This window comes from Massilia sp. MS-15, assembly GCF_020176695.1.
In the GTDB taxonomy this organism is placed as follows: Bacteria; Pseudomonadota; Gammaproteobacteria; order Burkholderiales; family Burkholderiaceae_D; genus Telluria; species Telluria hydrophila.
Genome location: NZ_JAIWIA010000040.1, coordinates 80,216 through 92,844 on the forward strand (window position 1 = coordinate 80,216; position 12,629 = coordinate 92,844).

Sequence of the window (12,629 nt, forward strand, 5' to 3'; positions counted from 1 at the left end):
TCAAGCCTTCAGGCCCAGCACGTCGTCCATGCCGAACAGGCCATTCGGCTTGTCCGCCAGGAAGCGCGCGGCGCGCAGGGCGCCATGGGCATAGGTCACGCGGCTGCTCGACTTGTGGCTGATCTCGATGCGCTCACCGGTGCCGAGGAACATGACAGTGTGGTCGCCCACCACGTCGCCGCCACGCACGGTGGCGAAGCCGATGGTGGACGGATCGCGCTCGCCGGTCACGCCTTCGCGGCCGTACACGGCGCAGTCCTTCAGCTCGCGCCCGAGCGCAGTGGCGACGACTTCGCCCATCTTGAGCGCGGTGCCGCTCGGCGCATCGACCTTGTGGCGATGGTGGGCCTCGACGATCTCGATGTCGTAGCCTTCGCTGAAGCTCTTCGCCGCCATCTCGAGCAGCTTGAGGGTGACGTTCACGCCCACGCTCATGTTCGGCGCGAACACGATGCCAACCTGCTCGCCCGCGGCGCGGATCGCGGCTTTCCCGGCCTCGTCGAAACCGGTGGTGCCGATCACCATGCGCACGCCGTGCGCGGCGCAATAAGCCAGGTGCTGCAGCGTGCCTTCCGGACGGGTGAAATCAATGAGGACGTCGGCATCCTTCAGCGCGGCGGCGAGCTCGGACTGGATGACCACGCCGGTCAGCTGGCCGGCAAACGCGCCGGCGTCCATGCCGATCGAGGGAGAAGCGGCGACGTCCAGCGCGCCCGCCAGTTCGGCGTCCGGCGCGGCCAGGATCGCCTCGACCAGCATGCGTCCCATGCGGCCGCTGGCGCCGGCGACGGCAATCTTCAACTTGCTCATGGCTGCCGTTACGGTTGGATGACGGGCGCCCCGCCGACCTTGGCCGGTTCGACCGGGCGCGATTCCGCCTTGGCCTTGCTGCTGACCTTTGCCGGGCCGGCGATGCGGTCGATGTACTCGCGCTCGGTCGGCAGGTTGCCGCCCTCGAAGCGCTCGACCTTGTCGCCCTTGAAGAAGACGGTGACGCGGCTGGTGGTCAGCTCGCCGTTGCCGCGCGCGAGGTAGAACGGGAAGTCCCAGCGGTCTTCGTGGAAGACGTCGGTCAGCAGCGGCGTGCCGAGGATGAAGCGCACCTGGTCGCGGGTCTGGCCGACCTTCAGCTGGCTCAGCATTTCCTGCGAGACGAAGTTACCCTGCTGGATGTCGGGACGGTAAGGCGAGAAGATCCAGAAGAATTTCTGCAGCTTGGTCGCCTGTACGGTCTGGGCGCCGGCATTGGCCATGGTGGCCGATTTCTGGGCGTCGGCCACGATCGCGGCGGGGTCCGTTTCCACCGGCATGGCGGGACGCGTCTGGTTGCGCCAGGAGGCGCAGCCGGACAGTACCAGCGTGCATGCGAGGCCTGCCGCGAGCGCTGCCCGGGCAGAAAATCGATCAGGAACGGCTTGTTTGACGCGCATAGGTAACCTCAAAACGTTTGAGCGGGAGCTCCAAAACGCTATATCATAAAGCACTATGCCAAACTACGAGCAAGAAACGTGAGCACGCCCCATGAGTAACAACCCGACCGACCTGAAGGCAAGCGGCCTGAAGGCCACCCTGCCGCGCCTGAAGATCCTGGAAATCTTCCAGAACAGCTCGGTGCGGCACCTGACGGCGGAAGACGTCTACAAGATCCTGCTGGCCGAGAACATGGATGTCGGCCTGGCCACGGTCTACCGCGTGCTGACCCAGTTCGAGCAGGCCGGCCTGCTGAACCGCAACCATTTCGAGACCGGCAAGGCCATCTACGAGCTGAATGCCGGCTCCCACCACGACCACCTGGTCTGCCTCGACTGCGGCCATGTGGAAGAGTTCTACGACGAGGAAATCGAGTCGCGCCAGCACAAGATCGCGGTCGAGCGCGGCTACAAGATCGCCGAGCATTCGCTGGCGATCTACGGCAACTGCGTGAAAGTGGACTGCCCGCGCAAGCAGTGAGACTTGCGTCCCCCGGCACGCTTTCGTCCAGGCCGGCTCAGGGCTGGCTCAGGGCATTCGACAACAGCTTCGCCGTGATGTCCACGATCGGGATCACGCGCTCGTAGGCCATGCGGGTCGGGCCGATCACCCCCAGGGTGCCGACGATGCGGCCATTCACCTCGTAGGGCGCGGTCACCACGCTCATCTCGTCCATCGGTACCAGCTTCGATTCGCCGCCGATAAAGATCTGCACCCCGCCCGCCTTGCTGGAGACGTCGAGCAGCTGCATCAGCCCGGTCTTTTGCTCGAACATCTCGAACATCTGGCGTAGCGAACTCATGTTGGAAGACAGGTCGGATACCGACAGCAGGTTGCGTTCGCCCGCGATCACCATGTCGTCGCCCTCGGCCATGGCTTCGCTGCCCGCCTCCACCGCCACCTGCATCAGGCGGCCCATGTCGTCGCGCAGCTGGGCCAGTTCGCCGCTCAGGCGCGCGCGCACCTCGTCGAAGGTCAGGCCCGCGTAGTTCTGGTTCAGGTAGTTGGCCGACTGGGTCAGCTGGGCCGGCGAGTAGTCGGCCTCGGTCAGCAGCAGGCGGTTCTGGACGTCGCCGCGCGGATCGACGATCACCAGCAGGATCCGCTTCTCGGACAGGCGCAGGAATTCGATCTGCTGGAACACCGATTCGCGGCGCGGGCTCTGCACCACGCCGGCGAACTGCGACAGCGAGGACAGCATCTGGGCCGCGTTGGCGATGATCTTTTGCGGGTGCTGGCTCGGCAGGCGCATGTTCCGGGCACCGACCGCGTGCTCGTCGATGTGCTGCACGGTCAAGAGGGTGTCGACGAACAGGCGGTAGCCGCGCGGCGTGGGAATCCGGCCGGCCGACGTGTGCGGGCTGGCCACGTAGCCCATCTCCTCGAGGTCGGCCATGATGTTACGGATCGTGGCGGGCGACAGGTCGAGGCCGGAAATCTTCGACAGCGCACGCGAGCCGACCGGCTGGCCGTCGGCGATGTAGCGCTCGACGAGGGCTTTGAGCAGGGTCTGGGCGCGGGGTTCGAGTTCCATGGGTCCGGAAAGTACGGCAGGTAGGCTGGATGCGGTCAGCTATATTATGCACGCTCGGACGCGCATGGCGCCAGTCACGCGTGCTCGCGCCGCAGCCAGTCCAGCAGTCCGTCCAGGCTGCTCACCTCGGCGTCGGGCCGGACTTCGTCGCGCAGGTAATTGACCTGGCCGGTGCGGTTCATCCAGACGGCGCGCAGGCCGGCGCGCTGGGCGCCGTAGATGTCCAGGCGCAGGTCGTCGCCGACATACACCGCTTCGGCCGGCGCCACCTCCAGCTGGCGGCAGGCTTCCAGGAAGATCGCGGCGCTCGGCTTGGCCACCCCGAAGCTGGGCGCTGCCACCGAGGCGTCGAAGTGGCGCGCCAGGCCGATCGTCTGCAGGTCGGCATTGCCGTTGGTGACCGAGCCGATCTTCACCCTGCCCTTCAGGCGCAGCAGGCCGGGCAGCACGTCGTCGTAGGGAATCACGGCATTGCGGGCAGCGAAGAACTCGGTCATCGCCAGCTCCACCTTGGCCGCATCCTCGCCGGCCTGTTCGAAGGCGGCGATCAGGCCGGCGCGGCGCAGGGCGCCGAGGTCGAGCTGGAACGCGGGCTGGCGCGCCAGCAGCTCGAGCCGGGCCTGGCGCAGCGTCTCGATGGTGAACTGCTGCGCCACCCGCGGCGCATGTTCGCGCAGCCAGGCGAACAGGATCTGCTCGGCTTCCAGGATCACGGGAGCGATCGGCCATAGCGTATCGTCGAGGTCGAACAGGACGGCTTTGGGCCAGGCGCGGCGTGGGTTCATGGTGCGTTTCTGTCGGGTATGGGGTGAAAGCTCGGACCAAGCATAGCGAGCACGCCTGTAGAAAGCAATCGGTCACTGCCCGCTGCGACCGCCGGTTACACCGTGATACAAAGGCAAACCGTCCAGCGGCTTGGCAAATGCACTAAAATGTTGGGCGAATAATCCTTGGATGACGAGCGTCCAGACACGTGTGCGGCAATTTCTTGTGCAAGCGGTACACGTTCACCAGTCAGATTTTTTTGGAGAAATTATGAAGAGTACCTACCTGCGTGCCGGTGCCGTGCTGGCATGCGCGCTGGCGCTGTCCGCCTGCGGCGGCGGCGATGGCGAGCTGGGCATCGGCGGTTCGTTTAGCGGCGTGACCAAATCCGGACTGGTATTGACCAACAATGGCGGCTCCGACCTCGTGGTCGCCCCGACCGCGGACGGCAGGGGAACCTTCTTCTTCCCCGATCTGGTGGAGACTGATTCGAGCTACAACGTCAAGGTCAAGAGCATCCCGAGCAATGCGGTCAAGTGCGAGGAGTTCAACAATACCGGCAGGGCGGCGTTCAACATTACCAACATCGGCATTGTCTGCACCATCAAGCAGCATGCGCTGACCGGCAAGATCACCGGCCTGACCGGCGCCAACCTGGTGCTGGTCAACGGTGCCGACCGCGTGCCGGTCCCCGCCGGCGCCACCTCGTTTGCCATGGCCCCGGTCAGCGAAGACTCGCCGTATGGTGTCGTCGTGCTGACCCAGCCCGACAACCAGACCTGCACGGTCGCCAACGGCAGCGGCACCATGGGCGAAAACGACGTGACCAGCCTGGCCGTCACCTGCGGCCCGCGCGCCTAATCTTCCTGGAGCATACTGAATGAAGTTTTCCCTGATCCGTCCGGCCGGCATGCTGGCAATGGCGCTGGCCCTCGCATCCTGCGGTGGCGGCGACGACGATACCTACACGGTGAGCGGCACCGTCGAAGGCCTGGTGTATCCGAACCTGGTGATGACCAATAACGGCGGCGACGACGTGAGCGTGGCGCCGCCGGCCAAGCCCGGCGATCCGGTCACCTTCAGCTTCTCGAAGAAGCTCGAGTATGGCGATACCTACCTGGTCGCCGTCAAGACCCAGCCGCTGCACCAGAGCTGCGGAATCGACCCGAACTTCAAGCTGAGCGCCGCCGACACGGCTGGCCGCCTGGGGGCCATCAATGCGCGCTTCCGGTGCTACGTCAACGCCTACGCGGTCGGCGGAAAGATTACCGGCCTGACCAAGGACAACACCGGCCTGGAGCTCGCCAATGGCAGCGTCAGCGGCAAAGTGGCGATCTCGGCCCCGGCAGACAACACCACCGGCGCGGCCTTCGATTACCAGATCGCCGAGGTGCCATACGGCGAGACCTACAGCATTGTCGTGATCACCCAGCCGACCGGCCGATTCTGCACCGTCCAGAACCCGGCTGGCACCATGGGCGACGCCGCGGTCACCAACGTGAACATCAACTGCGTGCCGCGCTGATAGTTATCTGAAATACTTATGTCTTGTATGCGAAACAGGAATTGGATTTATATGCTGTAACGCAGCATAATGCTTCCTGTCTCCTCCAACTCTCCTCAGAAAAGAATTGGATTTCAGCCCGCTCCCGTAGCGGGCTTTTTTTTGTCCGCTCAGGACGGACGCTTGGCGCTGACCTTCACCACGGCGACCACCGGGATCTCCGCCGCTTCCACCACAGCCTCGGGCTGGGCCTTGCCGGCGTCGCCGCCGCGGGTGATCGCGGCTTGCGCATAGGTGCTGGCGCTTGCCAGGACCAGGGCTGCGACGAAGATGGCTTCCATGTTCTTGAGGATGTTCATGTGATTTCTCCTTCAGCATATCGTTGTTGGTGAGGGCCGGTTCCGGCTGTCGATGGAAGCACTGTAGCGAAGGGGCCAGCAAGGCTCCAGCGCAGTGCGACGGACTGCAGGAAACGGCGGCTGAAGGGAGGAAAACGCGTGTTGCGCCGCGATGTTGCGGCGCAAAAGAACAGACGGGAGATGGGATTAGAGCAGCTTGGCCAGGGCGACGTACTGCTCCAGCGTCACCGCTTCCGGACGGGCGCCCGGATCGATCCCGGCCTCGGCCAGCTGGGCTTCGGTAAACATTCCCGCCACGCAGTTGCGGATCACCTTGCGGCGCTGCGAGAAGGCCTTGGCCACGACTTTTTCCAGGGTGGCGGCGTCGGCTTCCAGCATCTGGCGCTTCGGAATCATGCGCACGATGGCCGAATCGACCTGGGGCGGCGGATCGAAGGCGGTGGGCGGCACGATGAACAGCAGCTCCATGTCGTAGCGCCATTGCAGCATCACCGACAGGCGGCTGTAGGCCTTGGTGCCCGGCTCGGCCACCATGCGCTCGACCACTTCCTTCTGCAGCATGAAATGCTGGTCCTCGACCAGGGGCGCGAATTCGGCCAGGTGGAACAGCAGCGGGCTCGAGATGTTGTATGGCAGGTTGCCCACCACGCGCAGCTTTTGCCCTTGCGCGACCGGGATCGATCCGAAATCGAATTTCAGCGCGTCGCCCGAGTGGACGGTCAGCTTTTCGCGCGGGTAGGCTTTTTCCAGGCGCGCCACCAGGTCGCGGTCGAGTTCGACCACATGCATGTGGTCGAGCGACTTGAGCAGCAGCGCCGTCATCGCGGCCAGGCCCGGGCCGATCTCGACCATCGTCTCGCCGCGGCGCGGGCCGATGGCGTCGATGATGTTGTCCAGGACGAGTTTGTCGGTCAGGAAGTTCTGGCCGAAGCGCTTGCGGGCGACGTGTTTCATGTGTGCTTTCTTGTTGCGTGTTCTGTTCAGGGACGGCGCGCGGCGCGCGCGGCCGCCATCTGCATGGCGGCGCGGATCGCTTCGATCATGCTGCCGCAGTCGGCCAGGCCCAGTCCCTGCGCCGCGAGGTCGAGCGCGGTGCCGTGGTCGACCGAGGTGCGCACGATCGGCAGGCCGAGCGTGACGTTGATGCCGCGCCCGAAAGTGGCGTGCTTGAGCACCGGCAAGCCCTGGTCGTGGTACATCGCCAGCACGCAGTCGGCATCCTGCAGGTACTTGGGCTGGAACAGGGTATCGGCCGGGTACGGGCCGCGCGCATCGATGCCGCGCGCACGGGCCTGTTCCAGCGCCGGGGTGATGACCTCGATCTCTTCGCGGCCAAGATAGCCGTTCTCGCCCGCGTGCGGGTTCAGGCCGGCGACCAGGATGCGCGGCGCGGCGATGCCGAATTTGTCCTTCAGGTCGGCGTCGATGATGTCGATCACCTGCGCCAGGCCTTCGCGCGTCAGCGCGGCCGGGACATCCTTCAGCGGCAGGTGGGTGGTGGCCAGGGCCACCCGCAGGTAGGGCTGCGCATCCGCCCCTGCTGCGGCAGGCTGGCCGGCCAGCATCATCACGACCCGCGGCGTGCCGGTTTTCTCGGCCAGGTATTCAGTATGGCCCGAGAAGGCCACGCCGGCGTCGTTGATCGTGCTTTTCTGGAGCGGCGCGGTCACGATGCCGTCGAACCAGCCGGCCTGCGCGCCCTCGATGGCGAGGTCCAGCGTGGCCAGCACCGCGCGGCCGTTTTCCGGGTCCAGCCTGCCCGGGACAACATGGGCCGCGAGCGGCACGTCGATCACGGCCAGGCGCTCAGTGCCGAAGTGCGGCAGGCCGCCATTGCGCAGCGCCTGGATCGACAGGGCCGAAAGGCGGATCGCGGGGTCGATCAGGCTGGCGGTGAGCGCCAGGAAGGCGGCGTCACCGACCAGCACACAGTTGGCGGATGCGCGCAGCGCCCAGGCTGCGCGGATGGCGATCTCGGGGCCGATGCCGGCCGGCTCGCCGACCGTGACCGCAAGCGTCGGACGGCGGCTTGCCTGCATGGCCATCGGATTACTGCTCCTCGCGGAACTCGACGTAGGCGCGGTCGCGCACCTGGCGCATCCAGTCTTCCAAGGCTTCCTGCAGCTTGCGCTCGCGCAGGACCTGGCGCGCCATCGCGCGTTCCTTCTGGGCGCTCTGGTCTTCGCTCTTGCGCTCGACGAGGCGCAGGATGCTGAAGCCGAACGGCGACTCGATCACGTCCGAGATCTCGCCCGGCTTCAGGGTGGCCAGGGCCTGGTCGAATTCCGGACCGGCATCGCCCGGCTCCAGCCAGCCCATGTCGCCGCCCTTGGCCGCGCTGCCCGGTTCCTGGCTGTTCTGGCGCGCCAGCTCTTCGAAGGTGGCGCTCTTGTCGAGGATCTTCTGGCGCAGCTCGCGCAGCTTCTTCTTGACCTCGTCCGCGTTCATGGTCGGCGTCGGCTTCATGAGGATCACGCTGACCCGGGTCTGCTGGACCACGTCCTTCTCGGGCGCGGCGGCATCGGCCAGGCTGCGCAGCTCGGCGATCTTGAGGATGTGGAAGCCGTTGTTGGTCTTGATGACCGGGGTGACCTGGCCGGCCTTGAGCTTGCGCAGCTCGGTGGCGAAGATCGGCGGCAGGCGGTCCGGATCGCGCCAGCCAATCTCGCCGCCCTTCAGGGCGTCCGGGGTATCGGAATAGGTGGCGGCCATCTTCGCGAAGTCGGCGCCGGTGCGCAGCTGGCGCGCCACGTCATCGGCGCGCGCGCGGCGCGCCGCGATCTGCTCGGGCGAGGCGTTCTCGGGCACGGCGATCAGGATCTGCGACAGGTTCATCTCGACCTTGTCCGCCGCCGCAGCCTTCGAGGCAGTCAGGTAGGTGTCGATTTCCGCTTCCGAGACCTGGATCTTGGAGTCGACCTCGTGCTCGCGCAGGCGCTGCATCATGATCTCGTTGCGGATGTCTTCGCGGAACTGGGCGTAGGGGGTGCCCTCTTTTTCCATCTGGTTGCGCATTTCCTGCACCGACAGCTTCTGGTTCTCGGCGATGCGGGCGATCGTGCTGTCGAGCATGCGGTCGTCGACGCGCACGCCCATTTCCTTGGCCAGCTGGATCTGGGCACGCTCGACGATCATCGCCTCGACCACCTGGCGCTCCAGCGCGGCCACGTCCGGCAGCTGCACGTTGCGCGCCTTCAGGTTCTGCACGGTCTGGGCGACGCGGCCGCGCACCTCGTTCTTCGTGATCACTTCGTCATTGACCACCACGTGGATCGAATCGATCACCTTGGCGTTGCTGGATGCCGGCGGCAGGAAGCCGCTGCCCGGCTTGGTGGCAGGCGCCGCTGCCGGCCCGGTCTGGGCCAGGACCTGGCCCGCGGTCAGCGCGCACAGCAGGGCCGTGGCGAGCAGCGCGGCAGGCTTGCCTGCGCGCTTGGTAGTGTGCAAACGGGTGGAACGCGTCATCGGGAAAGCACTCATTCAGGGTGAATAATTATTCAGTTGCCAGCCGGGCAGTGTACATCGCTGCCGTTAAGTCGTCCTTAAAATCTCAGGGACGTCCCACATTGGTATTCAGCTGCGTATAGCCCGGGACGCCTTTGCTGAACGCCTCGAGCGGGTTGCTGCCCAGGCTCAGGCGCGACAGGCCGTTGAGCTCGAGCTGGAAGAAGATCGGCGTCGAGGTGGTCTGGGCCGCGGTCACGAAGCGCTGGGCGCCGAAACGGAACACCCAGCAATCGGCCTTGTACTCGAGGCCGAGCAGGCTCTCGAGCAGCTTGCCTTTCCCGACCGGGGTCGCGCCGCCCACGCCGTACGAGCGCAGCGCATAGCTGACCCGTCCGACGCCGTACCAGCGCGCCGACAGCGGCCATTGCGCCGAGAAGTCGACGTTGCGGAAGCTGTCACGCTGATAACGGTACTCGGCGTTGACGACCTTCATCCGGGCCGGCTGCCACTGCATGCTCAGGTTCGAGCTATACAGGTTGCTGCCGGTCGCGTCGTATTGTACGCCGCTATCGAAAGTCCAGGTCTCGGAAATGCGGCCCGATGCTGCCAGCAGGACGTCCGAGCGGCTCTGGTGCACCGGTTCGCCCGGCAGGCGCACGCGCGGTTCGCTGAAGTACATGCGCTGGCCAAAAGCCATGCGCAGGCGTTCGGCGCCGTCCGGCTGGATGAAGCGCGACACCACCGCCGCGGTCAGCTGGTTGGCGTCGGACACCCGGTCGGCGCCGACGTAGCGGTTCTCGCTGAACAGCTGGGCGTAGTTGAAACCGGCGCGGCCGGTGTCGAAGTTCGGGAACAGGGTCTGGTCCTTGTACGGCGTGTACACGTAGAACAGGCGCGGCTCCAGGGTCTGGGTGACACCGCGGCCGAACAGCGAGGTGTCGCGCTCGAACACCAGGCCACTGTCGAGCGAGAAGGTGTTCAGGCTGCGCGACAGCTTGGTCGGGCCGGTATAGCTGGTGGTGCGGTCCAGGTCATACCTGGTGTGGTGGCTGATCAGCTTCGGGGTCAGGAACCAGCCCGGGCGCACGATCGGGTAGCTGGCCTGGGCCACGGCCACGGCGCGATTGCCGCGCACCCAGTCCGGATGCCGGAAGCTGACCGCCTCGGCGTCCACCGCCCAGTCGAAGCCGGCGACGTCGTAGCGGCCGGCATGGAAGTTAATCTGCGGCAGCCGGTCGTAGGGACGCGGCACCGTCAGGCGCGCATCCCTTTCCGCGGCCGGATCCTGCAGCACCTGGTAGTTCTGGGCACGCGCCGACAGGCTCCAGAAGCGGCCGACGTAGTCGGTGCGCACCTCGCGCAGCAGCTGGCGCTCGGCGCTGACCGCCACCGTGCGCGAGAAGTCGCTCGGGTATTCGTTGTCCGAGGCAGCGTGCAGGTTCCAGCCGTAGGACCAGCCCGGCCCCAGGGTCTGGGTGTGGACCGAATCCACGCGCCAGCGGTCCTCGCCGGTCTCGCGGTCATGGCGCAGGCCTTCGACGTGGGTCTCGCCGTTGTAGGGACCGCGCCCGGTCACGCCCAGGTAGCGTCCGGTGGCGCCGAGCTGCAGGCCGCGATCGAACATCATGCGCGGGAACACCGTCAGGTCGCGGTTGGGCGCGATGTTGAAGTAGTACGGCACCATCACCTCGGCCTTGCCCTTGGCGCCGAAGCCCATGGTCGGCGCCAGCCAGCCGGAGCGGCGCGCGCCCGACAGCGAGAACGACAGGGCCGGGGTGCCGAGGATGGGCACGTCCTTGAAATAGATGACGGTCTTGCCGGCCAGGCCGACGTCGCGCCCGCTGTCCAGGCGCAGCGTGCTCGATTTCAGGTACCAGTCCGGATCCGGCCCCTCGCAGGTACTGTAGGTGCCGTCGCGTACCAGCGCCACGTCCTCCCCCAGGAAGTCGATGCGCGAGGCGTTGCCCTGGGCGTTGTTCAGCTGCAGACGGTATTCGGGACGCAGCAGGTAACCCTTGCCGGTCTCCAGGTTCAGCTGCAGCTCGTCGCCCTTGTAGCGGTCGCCGAAGCGCCACATGTTCACGTTGCCGGTGGCCGTGACCTGGTCTTCGACCCGCAGGTAGCAGGCGCTGTCGGCGGTCAGGCGGGTCTGGCCGCGCGTCAGTTCGACATCGCGCTCGAGGTTCAGCTGGCGGTCGGGGCGGCCGCTGATCTCCTCGGCGCGGATCGTGACCGGCAGGTCCTGCTCGCTCGCATGGGAGGCGGGATGTGGTGCAGCGGGTACAGTCTGGGCATGCAGCGGCGCCGAGGTGGCGATCGCGGCCGTCGCCAGTACATACAATGCGCGCACTTGCCGTGGAGGAAATGGGTGGGCCGAAAACCAGCTCATGGAGAATCTGCGTGCGCCATAAAGGGCGGTATTTTTGGAATGAATCCCTTATTATATGGGAACTTACTCAACCAACCGGATTCACCAGGCCGTTTCATGTCTTCTTTGTATCAAAATCACTTCACTTCCGGCGGCCCCGACGCGCGCCTGCAGCAGCTGGCCGAATGGCTGGCATCGACCGGCCTGGTGGAAGTGGAAAGCGGCCGTCCGGCATCCGCCGATGCCAGTTTCCGCCGCTATTTCCGCTACGACGTCGTGCCCGCCATGCGCGACAAGCTCGGCGCCACCCTGGTGGCCATGGACGCGCCACCGGAACGCGAGAACGTGCCGGCCTTCATCCACGTGCAGGGCCTGCTGCAGGAAGCCGGCGTCACGGTGCCGGCGATCGTCGCGCGCAAGGTCGAAAGCGGCTTCCTGCTGCTGTCCGACCTCGGCGTGACCACCTACCTTCAGCGCCTGGACGCGGACAATGCCGCTTTCATGTATTCGGATGCGGTCGATGCCCTGCTCAAGTTCCAGCTCGCCAGCCAGCCGGGCGAACTCCCCGAGTTCGACCGCGCCTTCGTGCTGCGCGAGATGAACCTGTTCCCGGAGTGGTACATCGAGCGCCACCTGGGCGTGAAGCTCGATGCGAAGCAGCAGGAACAGCTGGACAAGGTGTTCGAAGCGATCACCGCCAACGTGCTGGCCCAGCAGCAGGTCTACATGCACCGCGACTTCCATTCGCGTAACCTGATGTGGCTGGAACAGGGCAACCCCGGCGTGCTGGATTTCCAGGACGCCGTCTACGGCCCGGTCACCTACGACCTGGCCTCGCTGCTGCGCGACGCCTACATCCAGTGGGACGAAGAGATCGTGCTGGACTGGGTGGTGCGCTACTGGCAGAGCGCCAAGGCGGTCGGCCTGCCGGTCAACCCGGACATCGACGCCTTCTACCGCGACTTCGAGTTCATGGCACTGCAGCGCCACCTGAAGATCCTCGGCATCTTCTGCCGCCTGAACTACCGCGACAGCAAGCCGCACTACCTGGGCGACCTGCCGACGGTGATGGACTACGTGCGCCGCACCGCCGGCCGCTACACCGAACTGAAACCGCTGATCCGCCTGCTCGACGCGCTCGAGGACAAGGCGCCGGCGGTCGGCTACACCTTCTGACGACGA

At 65.9% G+C, this 12,629-nt stretch carries 13 protein-coding genes; 4 read left to right on the top strand and 9 right to left on the bottom strand.

Annotation, left to right across the window (positions count from 1 at the left end; translation table 11 throughout):
- The gene (gene dapB, locus LCI23_RS16310; RefSeq protein ID WP_224947502.1) at nucleotides 1-810 is read right to left on the bottom strand and encodes a 4-hydroxy-tetrahydrodipicolinate reductase; all 810 of its coding nucleotides are present in this window, start codon (nucleotides 808-810) and stop codon (nucleotides 1-3) included.
- 8 nt (nucleotides 811-818) lie between these two features.
- Nucleotides 819-1,430, bottom strand: coding sequence for an outer membrane protein assembly factor BamE (locus LCI23_RS16315; RefSeq protein ID WP_224947503.1), 612 nt, complete (start codon nucleotides 1,428-1,430; stop codon nucleotides 819-821).
- Between the two features lie 91 nt (nucleotides 1,431-1,521).
- Between LCI23_RS16315 and fur the strand changes: the two genes are divergently transcribed.
- The gene (gene fur / locus LCI23_RS16320; RefSeq protein WP_224947504.1) at nucleotides 1,522-1,950 is read left to right on the top strand and encodes a ferric iron uptake transcriptional regulator; all 429 of its coding nucleotides are present in this window, start codon (nucleotides 1,522-1,524) and stop codon (nucleotides 1,948-1,950) included.
- Nucleotides 1,951-1,987: 37 nt separating this feature from the next.
- Here fur and hrcA read toward each other — a convergent pair whose 3' ends face one another.
- Nucleotides 1,988-3,004, bottom strand: a complete 1,017-nt coding sequence (hrcA, locus tag LCI23_RS16325) for a heat-inducible transcriptional repressor HrcA (RefSeq protein ID WP_224947505.1) — start codon at nucleotides 3,002-3,004, stop codon at nucleotides 1,988-1,990.
- A 74-nt stretch (nucleotides 3,005-3,078) separates the two neighbouring features.
- Complete coding sequence (locus LCI23_RS16330; RefSeq protein ID WP_224947506.1) at nucleotides 3,079-3,789, bottom strand: HAD family hydrolase; 711 nt, start codon at nucleotides 3,787-3,789, stop codon at nucleotides 3,079-3,081.
- 250 nt (nucleotides 3,790-4,039) lie between these two features.
- Between LCI23_RS16330 and LCI23_RS16335 the strand changes: the two genes are divergently transcribed.
- Both LCI23_RS16335 and LCI23_RS16340 read left to right on the top strand, forming a co-directional pair.
- The gene (locus tag LCI23_RS16335; protein ID WP_224947507.1) at nucleotides 4,040-4,630 is read left to right on the top strand and encodes a hypothetical protein; all 591 of its coding nucleotides are present in this window, start codon (nucleotides 4,040-4,042) and stop codon (nucleotides 4,628-4,630) included.
- A gap of 19 nt (nucleotides 4,631-4,649) precedes the next feature.
- The gene (locus LCI23_RS16340) at nucleotides 4,650-5,294 is read left to right on the top strand and encodes a hypothetical protein (RefSeq protein WP_224947508.1); all 645 of its coding nucleotides are present in this window, start codon (nucleotides 4,650-4,652) and stop codon (nucleotides 5,292-5,294) included.
- A gap of 149 nt (nucleotides 5,295-5,443) precedes the next feature.
- On the opposite strand, the gene LCI23_RS16345 is transcribed toward LCI23_RS16340, so the two are convergent.
- From LCI23_RS16345 to LCI23_RS16365, 5 genes are all read right to left on the bottom strand, one after another.
- The gene (locus LCI23_RS16345; RefSeq protein WP_224947509.1) at nucleotides 5,444-5,632 is read right to left on the bottom strand and encodes a hypothetical protein; all 189 of its coding nucleotides are present in this window, start codon (nucleotides 5,630-5,632) and stop codon (nucleotides 5,444-5,446) included.
- Nucleotides 5,633-5,818: 186 nt separating this feature from the next.
- A complete protein-coding gene (gene rsmA, locus LCI23_RS16350) occupies nucleotides 5,819-6,586 on the bottom strand; it encodes a 16S rRNA (adenine(1518)-N(6)/adenine(1519)-N(6))-dimethyltransferase RsmA (protein WP_224947510.1) in 768 nt (255 codons plus the stop codon).
- A 26-nt stretch (nucleotides 6,587-6,612) separates the two neighbouring features.
- Nucleotides 6,613-7,671, bottom strand: a complete 1,059-nt coding sequence (gene pdxA, locus LCI23_RS16355; RefSeq protein ID WP_224947549.1) for a 4-hydroxythreonine-4-phosphate dehydrogenase PdxA — start codon at nucleotides 7,669-7,671, stop codon at nucleotides 6,613-6,615.
- 10 nt (nucleotides 7,672-7,681) lie between these two features.
- Nucleotides 7,682-9,097: a peptidylprolyl isomerase gene (locus tag LCI23_RS16360; RefSeq protein WP_224947511.1), complete on the bottom strand. Its 1,416-nt coding sequence runs from the start codon at nucleotides 9,095-9,097 to the stop codon at nucleotides 7,682-7,684.
- 85 nt (nucleotides 9,098-9,182) lie between these two features.
- Nucleotides 9,183-11,468, bottom strand: coding sequence for an LPS-assembly protein LptD (locus LCI23_RS16365; RefSeq protein ID WP_224947512.1), 2,286 nt, complete (start codon nucleotides 11,466-11,468; stop codon nucleotides 9,183-9,185).
- Nucleotides 11,469-11,564: 96 nt separating this feature from the next.
- Here LCI23_RS16365 and LCI23_RS16370 point away from each other — a divergent pair, with 96 nt between their 5' ends.
- Nucleotides 11,565-12,623 (top strand): aminoglycoside phosphotransferase family protein, encoded by a 1,059-nt coding sequence (locus LCI23_RS16370; RefSeq protein ID WP_224947513.1) that lies wholly within the window; start codon nucleotides 11,565-11,567, stop codon nucleotides 12,621-12,623.
- Nucleotides 12,624-12,629: the final 6 nt, after the last annotated feature.

What these genes read in the sequence shown, in the direction of transcription:
- LCI23_RS16330 (WP_224947506.1), bottom strand. Translation starts at nt 3,789, where the DNA reads ATGAACCCACGCCGCGCCTGGCCCAAAGCCGTCCTGTTCGACCTCGAC.
- rsmA (WP_224947510.1), bottom strand. Translation starts at nt 6,586, where the DNA reads ATGAAACACGTCGCCCGCAAGCGCTTCGGCCAGAACTTCCTGACCGAC.
- pdxA (WP_224947549.1), bottom strand. Translation starts at nt 7,671, where the DNA reads ATGCAGGCAAGCCGCCGTCCGACGCTTGCGGTCACGGTCGGCGAGCCG.
- LCI23_RS16365 (WP_224947512.1), bottom strand. Translation starts at nt 11,468, where the DNA reads ATGAGCTGGTTTTCGGCCCACCCATTTCCTCCACGGCAAGTGCGCGCA.
- LCI23_RS16345 (WP_224947509.1), bottom strand. Translation starts at nt 5,632, where the DNA reads ATGAACATCCTCAAGAACATGGAAGCCATCTTCGTCGCAGCCCTGGTC.
- fur (WP_224947504.1), top strand. Translation starts at nt 1,522, where the DNA reads ATGAGTAACAACCCGACCGACCTGAAGGCAAGCGGCCTGAAGGCCACC.
- LCI23_RS16340 (WP_224947508.1), top strand. Translation starts at nt 4,650, where the DNA reads ATGAAGTTTTCCCTGATCCGTCCGGCCGGCATGCTGGCAATGGCGCTG.
- LCI23_RS16315 (WP_224947503.1), bottom strand. Translation starts at nt 1,430, where the DNA reads ATGCGCGTCAAACAAGCCGTTCCTGATCGATTTTCTGCCCGGGCAGCG.
- dapB (WP_224947502.1), bottom strand. Translation starts at nt 810, where the DNA reads ATGAGCAAGTTGAAGATTGCCGTCGCCGGCGCCAGCGGCCGCATGGGA.
- LCI23_RS16360 (WP_224947511.1), bottom strand. Translation starts at nt 9,097, where the DNA reads ATGACGCGTTCCACCCGTTTGCACACTACCAAGCGCGCAGGCAAGCCT.
- LCI23_RS16370 (WP_224947513.1), top strand. Translation starts at nt 11,565, where the DNA reads ATGTCTTCTTTGTATCAAAATCACTTCACTTCCGGCGGCCCCGACGCG.
- hrcA (WP_224947505.1), bottom strand. Translation starts at nt 3,004, where the DNA reads ATGGAACTCGAACCCCGCGCCCAGACCCTGCTCAAAGCCCTCGTCGAG.
- LCI23_RS16335 (WP_224947507.1), top strand. Translation starts at nt 4,040, where the DNA reads ATGAAGAGTACCTACCTGCGTGCCGGTGCCGTGCTGGCATGCGCGCTG.